The sequence below is a fragment of the Bacillus sp. JJ1127 genome (genome assembly GCF_036965845.1).
GTDB lineage: Bacteria > Bacillota > Bacilli > Bacillales > Bacillaceae_G > Bacillus_A.
Map to the genome: position 1 here is coordinate 1 of NZ_JBALQK010000121.1, position 10,993 is coordinate 10,993.

General features: G+C 36.8%; 5 protein-coding genes, 1 pseudogene and 1 other annotated feature. Of the genes and pseudogenes, 2 read left to right on the plus strand and 4 right to left on the minus strand.

What is annotated here, in order from left to right:
• Positions 1 to 122 precede the first annotated feature (122 nt).
• Positions 123 to 2,105, minus strand: coding sequence for a HAMP domain-containing methyl-accepting chemotaxis protein (locus tag V7183_RS12850; RefSeq protein ID WP_335359766.1), 1,983 nt, complete (start codon positions 2,103 to 2,105; stop codon positions 123 to 125).
• Between the two features lie 522 nt (positions 2,106 to 2,627).
• The gene (ileS, locus tag V7183_RS12855; RefSeq protein ID WP_335359767.1) at positions 2,628 to 5,729 is read right to left on the minus strand and encodes an isoleucine--tRNA ligase; all 3,102 of its coding nucleotides are present in this window, start codon (positions 5,727 to 5,729) and stop codon (positions 2,628 to 2,630) included.
• 55 nt (positions 5,730 to 5,784) lie between these two features.
• Positions 5,785 to 6,024 (minus strand) — a binding site (T-box leader).
• A gap of 424 nt (positions 6,025 to 6,448) precedes the next feature.
• Between ileS and V7183_RS12860 the strand changes: the two genes are divergently transcribed.
• Both V7183_RS12860 and V7183_RS12865 read left to right on the plus strand, forming a co-directional pair.
• Positions 6,449 to 7,024, plus strand: coding sequence for a PadR family transcriptional regulator (locus V7183_RS12860; RefSeq protein ID WP_335359768.1), 576 nt, complete (start codon positions 6,449 to 6,451; stop codon positions 7,022 to 7,024).
• Complete coding sequence (locus tag V7183_RS12865) at positions 7,014 to 8,186, plus strand: MFS transporter (RefSeq protein ID WP_335359769.1); 1,173 nt, start codon at positions 7,014 to 7,016, stop codon at positions 8,184 to 8,186. Before V7183_RS12860 ends, V7183_RS12865 begins: the two co-directional genes overlap by 11 nt.
• 138 nt (positions 8,187 to 8,324) lie before the next feature.
• Here V7183_RS12865 and V7183_RS12870 read toward each other — a convergent pair.
• Positions 8,325 to 8,918 (minus strand): annotated as a pseudogene (locus V7183_RS12870) (class I SAM-dependent methyltransferase); the annotation flags it as partial.
• Positions 8,919 to 9,199: 281 nt separating this feature from the next.
• Complete coding sequence (locus tag V7183_RS12875) at positions 9,200 to 10,873, minus strand: IS200/IS605 family accessory protein TnpB-related protein (protein WP_335359770.1); 1,674 nt, start codon at positions 10,871 to 10,873, stop codon at positions 9,200 to 9,202.
• Positions 10,874 to 10,993 lie beyond the last annotated feature (120 nt).

The window sequence follows — 10,993 nt, forward strand, 5'->3', positions numbered from 1 at the left end:
TAAGAAAAGAGCGGTGATTGAATAAAAATCACCGCTCTTTTCTTATTTAAAATAATAAATACTTTCGAAAGTTATGAAAAACCTTCAAAAAAATGCTCTTCAATCTGTCTAGGTGCGCTTTATTACACTTTAAATCTTTCAATTAATACTTGTAATTCCTCAGCCATTTGTGACAGTGTACCCGCAGCCGAACTGATTTCTTCCATAGAAGCCAACTGCTCTTCAGCAGATGCTGCAACACTTTGTGTACTTGTCGCATTACTTTGCACTGTCATGGCAATTTCACCAACTGAAACAGAAACCTCATTAGCACCTTTCGACATTCCATTTGCCGTTTCTACCATACTTTCAATTTGCGTAGCAATTTCATTTGTAGAATGCAATATTTCTGCAAAGTTCTGTTTCGTTTCATTCGCTATTACAAGGCCAGATTGAACTTCTTCATTCACATTACTCATAGCATTTACGGTCTTGCTCATATCCTTTTGTATTTCACCTATTAATTTACCAATTTCACTTGATGATACACTAGATTGTTCTGCTAGTTTTCGTACTTCATCAGCAACAATCGCAAACCCTCTACCATGCTCACCTGCTCGTGCGGCTTCAATTGCAGCATTTAATGCAAGTAAATTGGTTTGATCTGCAATATTTTGAATCGCTTCTAAAATATCACCAATTTGCTTTGATTTATCATTTAATGCTTGAATTACAGCATCGGACTGCGATACCGACTCTGCAATCAAATGCATTTGATTTACTGTTTGTCCTACAAGTTTCCCACCATCTTCTGCTTTTTCACGTGTATATGTAGATGCATTGGCAATTGAAGAGGAATTATTTGCTACATGCTGAATTCCTTCTGTTACATTAAAAAGTAATAATGCACCATGTTCTACGCTCGATGTTTGAGTTGTTACCCCATCTGAAACTTGATCCATCGCCATTGTAATTTGTTCTGTCGCTTCACTTGCTTGTCTCACACTTGCCGTCAGTTCTTCAGATGCAGCTGCAACATGACCTGCTGAAGTATTAATTCTACCGATTAACGTGCGTAATGAATGCGTCATCTCATTAAACCCTTTCGCAAGCTGTCCAATTTCATCGTTAGAATGAATTTCAATTGTTTGTGTTAAGTCCCCTTCACGAATTTCACTGGAGGTAACAACTAATTTTTTTAGAGGCTTTGTAATAGAAAGCGTCACGAAATAAATAAGTGCCCCCCCTACAAGTAATGAAATCACCATGATGATTAACATGTTATAAAATACAGGTTGAGCTGCTTCAACTACTTCACTTGCATACATCGTTCCACCAATTTTCCAACCTGTTTTTACGTTTGTAGCGAACACAACTTCCTTCTCACTACCACCAGATGAATAAGTAAAGGTCCCATGGTTTTCTTGATACATTCGTTTTGCCCAAGAATCCGCAGCTTTTTCGCCCGATTTTTCTTGTGGATGAGCAATTATTTTTTGATTTTGATCTAGAATAAAAGCATATCCTTTTTTTCCAATGTTAATCATTTTTGTTGTTTTTAACAAATCATCTAAGTTTAAATCAAACCCAACAACACCACTTTTATCGTCCATTTGTTTGGCAATCGTTATTATAATGCGACCATTTATTTCATCCTTATATGGCTCCGTTACAATAATACCACCTTGCTTACTTACTGCATCTTTATACCAAGGACGTGTTGTTGGATCATAATCTGCTTGCATTTGTATATCTGGCTCTTGAACAAATTTCTTATCATTTCCTGCAATATATACCTGTTCAATTTCTGGATGTAAATTAATATATTGTGAAAATATTTTTTTAAGTTCACCTTGATTTTCTCCTTGATAGACACTACTATCAATTACTTTTGCCAAATGTGTAACATCGTTAAATTTCGCTCCAATTGTTTGATTAATTAAATTATCTAGTATTTTAATATTATCATTTGCACTACTCATAATCTGTGATTCAAAATTCTTTTTAGCCGTTTGATAAGACATACCACCAATGATCGAAATAGCAGCAATCAAAATAATAAAAAATGAAATCAACAGCTTCTTAGCTACTTTCATATTTTGAAATCGCTTTACTATTTTACTCATAAAATCCCTCCTCTATTTTTTATGCAAAAATTTAAATTTACAAAATGAAGAAAATAATCGTTATGACTCAAAATAGTGCACGCATTAAACATTAAATTATTCGACATGTTTCGGCTAATTCTTCATAAATTTTATACATATAATTCCTTCTTGTCTATATATAAATAAAACGTTTAAAAATTATTCGAAATTTAGAGATGCAAAATATAACATACATAGCCTATGATGGCTGTCTTTATAGTTCGCCTCATATAAAGTGAAACTTTAATCAGTGGGGGTTTTCTTCATCCCTACTGATTAAAAGCTCTCACCAATCGGGCTTTTACGGGCAGTTTATCTCCCACCTAACTTCTTTGCTTTTCCCGAATTTTGAGGTGGGAGTATTACTGCTCATTAATGCGGGATAAAATGATACTGGAATCAAGTCGTTATTTTCTTCTAGCTAATCAAAAAACAAAATCCTGCATGATTCATACAGGATTTTGTGATTAAACTTTCCATTTACATATTATTTTAGGAGATTTAGCTAGCTGGACTCAACTTAATACGAACCTTTTTCTCACCTAAAGAAATTGCATCATTCTCTTGTGTTAGTTCCTTAAATGTAAATTTCTTTACTAACAAATTTTCTTCTAACAATCCTTTATGTTTCGTTAATGTGCTTTGTAATTCATCTTCTATATCAAGAATTACATCTACTCGTAAGTTAACTGGTAGATTTAACTGTTTTCGATACTCTTGAACAGCTCGAATAAATTCCCGTGCTACGCCTTCTTGTAACAATTCATCTGTCACATTGGTATCTAACATGACTGTATATTGTCCATTTGTAGTGTTAGAAAATCCTGCTTTTGGTACTTGTTCTACTACTACATCTTCAGTTGTCACTTCAATCTCTTCTCCTGCTCCAAGCTTACAAAACGCTTTTTCCATTGAAACAAAGTTTTGTACTTCTTTTTGCGATAATTGTTTCAACCACTGATTGACAGTATTGACATTCTTACCAAATTTCGGACCTGCTGTTTTAAAATTCAACTTAAGTTGATACGTTGTATACTTTGTTTCATCTAATTCTACATGGAATTCTTTCACATTCAGTTCATCCATAATAATATCACGATAGGATTCCCAGTCTACCTTCTGCTCATGATGCTCAAGTAATACAAGCTCTGCTAATGGTTGCTTTACTTTTAACGTATGCTGATTTCGGTTGCTACGTCCGAGCTCAACAACTTGTAAAACAGCATCCATTTCTTCTTCTAACTTTGTATGAATAAATGTTTCATCTGCTTCTGGATAATCCGTTAAATGAACACTGCTCCCTTCTAAATTAAGATGAATATCTTCGGCTACAAATGGAGTAAACGGAGCAAGTAATTTACTAATTGTAGCCAGCACTTCATGAAGGGTTTCATACGCAGCTGCCTTTTCAGGATTCATGCCAGGCTCCCAAAAACGATTGCGCGAACGTCTTACATACCAGTTACTCACCTCATCTACAAGAGCTGCAATTTCACGAGCTGCATTTGTAAATTGATACTCATCTAATGCGTTTCTTACTTTTTTCGTTGTACTATGAAGTCGTGATAGCACCCACTCATCAAGTTTCGTCCGCTTAACCTCATACTTCTCTTTTGGATTGTATTCATCTAAATTTGCATATAAAACATAGAAGCTATATACATTCACGAGTGTATCTACAAGTTTTGATTTCGCCTCTTGGACAGTTCTTTCAGAAAAGCGTTTTGCATTCCAAGGTGCACTATCAACAAGAAGAGCCCATCTTAATGCATCTGCACCAAATTTCTCGACTAATTCTACTGGATCTAATGCATTCCCTTTACTTTTAGACATTTTCTGTCCTTGTTCATCTAACACATGCCCAAGGGATAATACACGTTTGTATGGTACTTTTCCAGTGTATAAAGCCGCTACCGCTAATAGGCTATAAAACCAACCACGAGTCTGGTCAACACCTTCAGCAATTACATCTGCCGGGAATTGTTCCTCAAAAAGTTCTTTATTTTCAAACGGATAATGATACTGTGCAAATGGCATCGAACCGCTATCAAACCAAACATCGATTACTTCCGGAGTCCGAGTCATCAAGCTGCCACATTTTTCACAGCATACCTTCACTTCATCTACATATGGTTTATGCAGCTCTAAATTCTCTGCTGTCTCCCCTATGCTATTCTTTCTTAATTCATCAATGCTCTTCGGTGCAAATTGATAATCACAGCTTTCGCATTGCCATACATTTAACGGTGTTCCCCAGTATCGTCTCCGGCTAATATTCCAGTCCACCATATTCTCTAAAAACTTTCCAAATCGCCCGTGTTTCATATGGTCTGGATACCATGTGACTGCATCATTATTCTTTAAGAAGGTCTCCTTAATCGCAGTTGTCCGAATGAACCAGCTTTCCCCAGCATAATAAAGCAGTGGTGAATCACAGCGCCAGCAATGCGGATAACTATGTTCATATTTCTCTTTAGAGTATAACAGCCCTTCCTGCGCTAAATAACGAACAATATCAACATCACATTCTTTCACAAATTTCCCCTGTAAAAATGGAACTGCTTCCGTATATTCACCTTTTTCATCTACAACATGAAGGAATGATAACCCTTGATTCTGTACAACTTTATAATCATCTTCTCCATAAGCTGGTGCGATGTGAACAAGTCCCGTACCGCTATCTCCCGTAACAAAATCTGCTGAAATAACACGATAGCCATTTGTAACTTCGTCCATAGGAAACGGTGCTGTATAGGAAGTACCTACCAATTCTTCTCCTTTATGAGTCGATAATACTTGATAGTCTTCTTTTAATACATAATGTGCGCGCTCTTTTGCAACAACATAAACTGCCCCGTCTTTCTCCGCTTTCACATACTCCATATCTGGATGTACAGCGAGTGCTACATTGGCAGGCAGCGTCCACGGCGTTGTTGTCCATCCAAGAAAGTATTCATTTTCACTATTCAATACTTTAAACTTTACCGTTGCACTTAAATCTTTTACTGTTTTATATCCTTGTGCTACTTCATGTGAACTAAGTGATGTTTGACAACTTGGGCAGTACGGTGAGACTCGATGTCCCTTATATAGAAGGCCTTTTTCATGAATCGTCCCAAGAATATGCCATACACTCTCAATATAAGGATTCTCTAAAGTTACATATGGGTCATCCATATCGACCCAATATCCAATGCTCTCCGTAAATTCACGCCACTGCTTTTCATACGTAAATACGCTTTCCTTGCATTTTTGAATAAATGGTTCAATTCCGTATTCTTCAATTTCATGTTTCCCAGAAATGCCAAGCTGCTTTTCAACGCCTAATTCCACCGGTAATCCATGTGTATCCCATCCTGCTTTTCGAAGCACTTTATATCCTGTCATTGTTTTATATCTCGCTACTAAATCTTTAATTGTCCGCCCGAGCGCATGCCCAACATGTGGCAATCCATTGGCAGTTGGCGGTCCTTCATAAAAAACAAAAGATTGTGCGCCTTCACGATTTCGAATGGATTGTTCAAAGATATTCTGTTTGTTCCACTGCTTGCGAATTCGTGTTTCTCTCCCTACAGCTGATTCTTTTACATCTACCTTTTCCATTTACAATCACTCCTTTGAAATGTATTAAAAGCACACAAAAAACCCGTCCCTATCAAGTAGGGACGGGTTTACCCGCGTTACCACCCTAATTCTACTAGCATCTCAACTAATAGCACTTAGCAACGTACTAACATACGCGTTCTTTGTAACGGTAGACATCCGTCCGAGCTTACTCTATTCAGCCACGGCTCCTCGGAGATGATTTTCAAATACAGTCTGTACGCCGACTTTCAGCATGACGCCGGCTCTCTGTGGAACAGTACAATATTTTACTCGTTCTCGTCTTCAGATTTGTATACTTTTATTAACAGTTATTTTATTCCATGAAATAGATAATTGTCAATCAATTTAGAAATATATTTTTATTTATTTCCTACATTCCGAAATTTATACATCAAAAAAAGTTTCCATTACTTTATCATTTCCCGTACTACTTCTAAATCTTCATCTTCTTCCGCAATCTCTGCAAAAAATCCCGCTTCATCTTCATAAAGAACCGTTTCGAGCTCTACTTATGCATCGGACTTTTACAGATCTTTCATATCCCACCTAAGCCTCTTTACTTACGTTGAACTTTTACATCATTTTATTGCTTTCCATAAAATGCAGGATCAAATAATTCCTACCCTTTTATTGACAAAACAAATATTTCCACATATATTTTAATTAAATACTAAACGTTTAGTATTTAATGTTTTCTATTTGAACGGAGGATATATATGACACGATTAATGGTACTTGGTTTACTCATGCAATACGGCCCTATGTCAGGATATGAATTACAGCAAGCTATGCAATCCGCACAAACAGACACTTGGGCAGGTGTCTTTCCCGCTTCGATTTATCATGCTTTAAAAAAAATGGACAAAGAAGGATTAGTAGAGCTTGATGCCGTTGAAAAAACAGGTAATCGTTCCAAAGCAATTTATAGTATTACACCTGCTGGAAAAGATGAGTTCCATACACTTATACTTCAGTCATTCCAACAATCTTCAGTCGCTTTCCCAACAGAGCTATATACAGCACTCACTTTTTTCAATGCAAATGCTTTTTCTCTTGAACGCATTTCATCCGCCTTACAAGATCAAAAAAAGACAATTATAGAAATGTACGAAAATATGAAAGCTGGACAATCTATTAAAGAAAAAATGATAAATATCCCAGAGCATGTCACCCTTATTTTTGAAAATATTTATGAACAATGTGAGATGCAGCTTCGTTTCATTGAAAAGATGGAAAAAATGTTATCTCGATTAGAAGCTAAAAATAAATCGGAGGAAAATGATGAGAAATAAATTAAAGATGTCTCGCGTACAAAAAGCTTCGTTATGGGTTGTTGCAGTAGCAGTTTTTACAGATATGCTAATCTACGGAATGATTGTCCCAATCTTACCTAAGTATGCAGAAACGCTAGGTGCTACCCAAACAGAGATTGGCTTTTTATTTGGGAGTTACGCTATTACTCTACTTCTTGCTACACCTATTTTAGGAGTAGTTTCTGATAAATTCGGAAGGCGACTTCCTATGATTCTAGGCTTATTTGGACTAGCAGCAGCGACTATATTATTCGGGATCGCAAATAATTTTTTGTTTCTCGTCCTTGCCCGAATGCTGCAAGGATTAGCTGCAGCGGCAACATGGACAGCTGGTTTAGCACTTTTAGCTGATGTGTTCCCTATGCAAGATCGCGGAAAAGCAATGGGGTTAGCTTTATCTGGTCAAGCAGCTGGAATGCTCCTTGGCCCAACAATCGGTGGTTTACTTTATCAATGGGGTGGTTATCATCTTCCTTTTATCGTGGCAGCAACTATCGCCCTCATTGATGGCATATTACGAATGACATTGCTTCGTAATGAACCAAAATACAATACAAACCAACGCATTTCCTATCGATCTATTTTTAAGATGCACTCTCTATTTATAGTTATCGGCGTTATTATTCTAGGGGCTGCTTTACCTAGTGCATTAGAACCAACTCTTCCTCTCTACTTACAAGACACCCTACACCTTAGCCCAGGAACAATTGGACTATTATTTGCAATCCCAACTCTTGCCTATGGATTGACTGCACCAATTATCGGAACACTTTCAACAAAAATAGGCAGGAAACAATCAATGGTATTAGGCATAATCATAGCTTCCTTATGTTTTCCATTTACAGCAATCGTTTCTCATATCGTCCTTGAAATAGTTGTATTGGCTATACTTGGAATCAGTTTTAGCCTATTATTAGCCTCTACCTTACCAGAGCTTACATACCTTGCAGATCAAAACGGAATTCGTGCGTATGGCATACTCTTCGCTATCTATAATACGGCTTATTCAATCGGTATGTTTTTCGGACCTATGTTAAGCGGAAGTTTATCAGATTTATTTGGATTAACAAATGCGTTCTACATCTTCAGTTTTCTACTCTTATGCTACCTTTGCTTGTTTTTATGGAAAATAAAAAAATAACATTTATTCTTATACGAGGAATAAAAATAAATATATCCTAAAAAAATAAAGCTTCTAACATATAAGACATATATGTTTAGAAGCTTTATCACATTAATATATGAAAGAGGTTCTTTATTTTTAACCTCAAAATCTACACTACCTCTTTTTTACTACACCAAAAGTAATCTTCATACTTGGAGCATAGACCAAAGAAGAATCCATATTGAACTTTTTAGAAAATCGTAGTTCTGCTTCGTACTGTGCCATCACTTCATTACACGTCAGTCCTCTATTTATTAAACGTTTAATGAACTCTTCCTTTTCAGCAGGAATATTGCCTACACCTTCTTCCCTTAGCTTTTTATCTGCTTGATTCACATTGGCGTTAAGAAAATTAACTTTATCACTAACCCGGCACTCAATATCTTCCACGCCTAGTTCACTTAGATATACCAGTAATTTAATCCCAATGTTTCCATCTTTTCTATTCCGTTTTTCATCATTTTCAAATAACTTTTGAAGAACACCAAGCTGAATCATTTCGGATTGATCAAGTTGATTAAGATTATACGAAGCCATATTAGAAATCCAGTGTGGTTCAAAACAAATGATGTTCCCTCCATCAACGACCGAATCTATCATTTTTTGCAACATTGTTTTCGGATCATTCATATGCAATAAAAAAGCATGACAAACTGCTATATCATACTTACTCTCTAATTTAATTTCAGTAACATCTGCCTCATTGAACTACCTCCACCTACCTCTACATGAGCTTGAGGTGGGAGATTCTACTGTTCCTGCCCTCGCAAAAACACTTCCTCTCGTTCAACAAAAAGGATACAACGATTTAGGAATTCAGTAGTGTCCTTAGACAAGACGACCTCTTTCTGTCTTTCGAGGAAAACAGAAAAGGTATAGCCACTTTCTTCCTATATCGAGGAGAAGACCACCTTGTCATGCATCCAGTTCCTAGACCTATTATCTGCTCTGGTAACAAGCGTAAGAGACTGGGACAAGGGGTTCTTTTTTCATGATACAAACATGTTTGCTAGTTTTTTCTTTTCATCTTCAAGTAAGTCTAATCGCTCGATTTGTACTGCCTCTTTCGGCTGATTCACATCATATAACTGATAGAAATGATGGGTACGAATATCCAGTCGATTGTTTAATTGATGCCAATGACTCCAGTGGTGTGCTTCTTTCTTTAGAATATAAGGCTGAAGCACTTGAGGTACTTTTTCTTTATACCCTAATCCACGACGCCCAATCATAAAAGCCGCGGATTGATGAATAGATATCCCGAGTTTCCGCATATATTTCATCTTTCCTGAGATAGAAGTGTAAGCTGGATTGACTTGAAAGACAGCCACGCCCATTTTATCCGCGTGATTCAGGATCGCGCTTGTCATCTTCCTATAAGCGAACATGCTCTTCATTCGATTCACACGCTTACTTCCATATCGATCACCTGTCTTGGATTGTGTGGTATCTAACTTTTCTATGATAATCGGCTTATGATACCGCACCGCTAAGTCAACTAAGCGAATGACTTCCGCTTCGATTATCTTTGTGATTTGTCCAGTTGTTTTTCCAATAACTGAAAAACGGAAAGAACCACTCCCTTTGTAATTCCCATCCTCCGTTACATTCGCCCATGCAAAGTGGTCTAGGTTACAATCTATACCAATGACACCATCCGCTTTACTGTAATTCGTGTGAGGGTTTTCCGGTACATCAACTAAACACTTTACAATGTAATACTCACCATGGTCTTCAACAGACCACGCAATCGGTTTGCCATGTTTTTTCTTATTCTTACACTGTAATTGTTTTGTGATCACTTCCTCAACAATTTCTTGCCCATACGGGAATGTGACAGCTGGAAACATAACTAGTTTTCCTGTACTTGTTGTCATCCATAATTCCTGATTCTCAACAACATACTGAAACACAAAATTTCCGTGTTTGGCATCTTTACGGCCAGATAGTGTAAGTTGTTTATTTCGAGCACGAGAAAATAATGTTTTCCATTTGTCATGGTTCTGCACGAACTCATCGATTGTAAATTGAGACCGAAACAGTTTTTTGCTACCAAACACCGCACTCGGAATATGCGTTTGGTACGATTCAAGCTTCTGCTTTAAACGATATTGCCGATGAGTCAAACGGCCGATTTTTGCCTGGATCCTTTTGATTTGAACATCTAAATACTGGTGTTCAAACAGATATTCATTCAGCCAAATCAATGTATCCTCTTTACGAGACAAGGAGATGATCTGGTTGTGCTTCGAAAAGCGGGAGTTTTTGGGGAACATAACCTTTCCTTTTACACAACTTTGTTTGATTTTATGAAGCTTTGTCCGTTTTGTCCGTTCTTGCTTCAACTTCTGTTTGATTTTTTTGAGCTTTTCTTGTGTTTGTTTCTCATATATGTTCTGTAACTCCATTATACTTGTAAACAACACCCTTGCTTCTTGCACCGCACTGTTTGCATAGTAATCATTCAATTGATATTTCCGCTTGAGAACAAGATGAAGGCTATCTGTATGCAACTTACGGTTCCAACGTTTTTCTCGGACGATCATTTGAAACGCATATCGTTTCGCTGTATTAAATGTTTCTATTGTCTGTGTCAATATCTCTACCATTTCATGCGGTACATCTGTCTTATAGATTCGCTTCGAAAAATACGCTTTCTTCACCTGTTCTCACCTCATTTTGTTTGATAAGACAATTATACAACAAAATGAAACGTATGTTCTAAAAAATGTAATTTTCTTAAAAAAAGAAAAAACCGATTCATCCCCCACCTTCACTTCGTT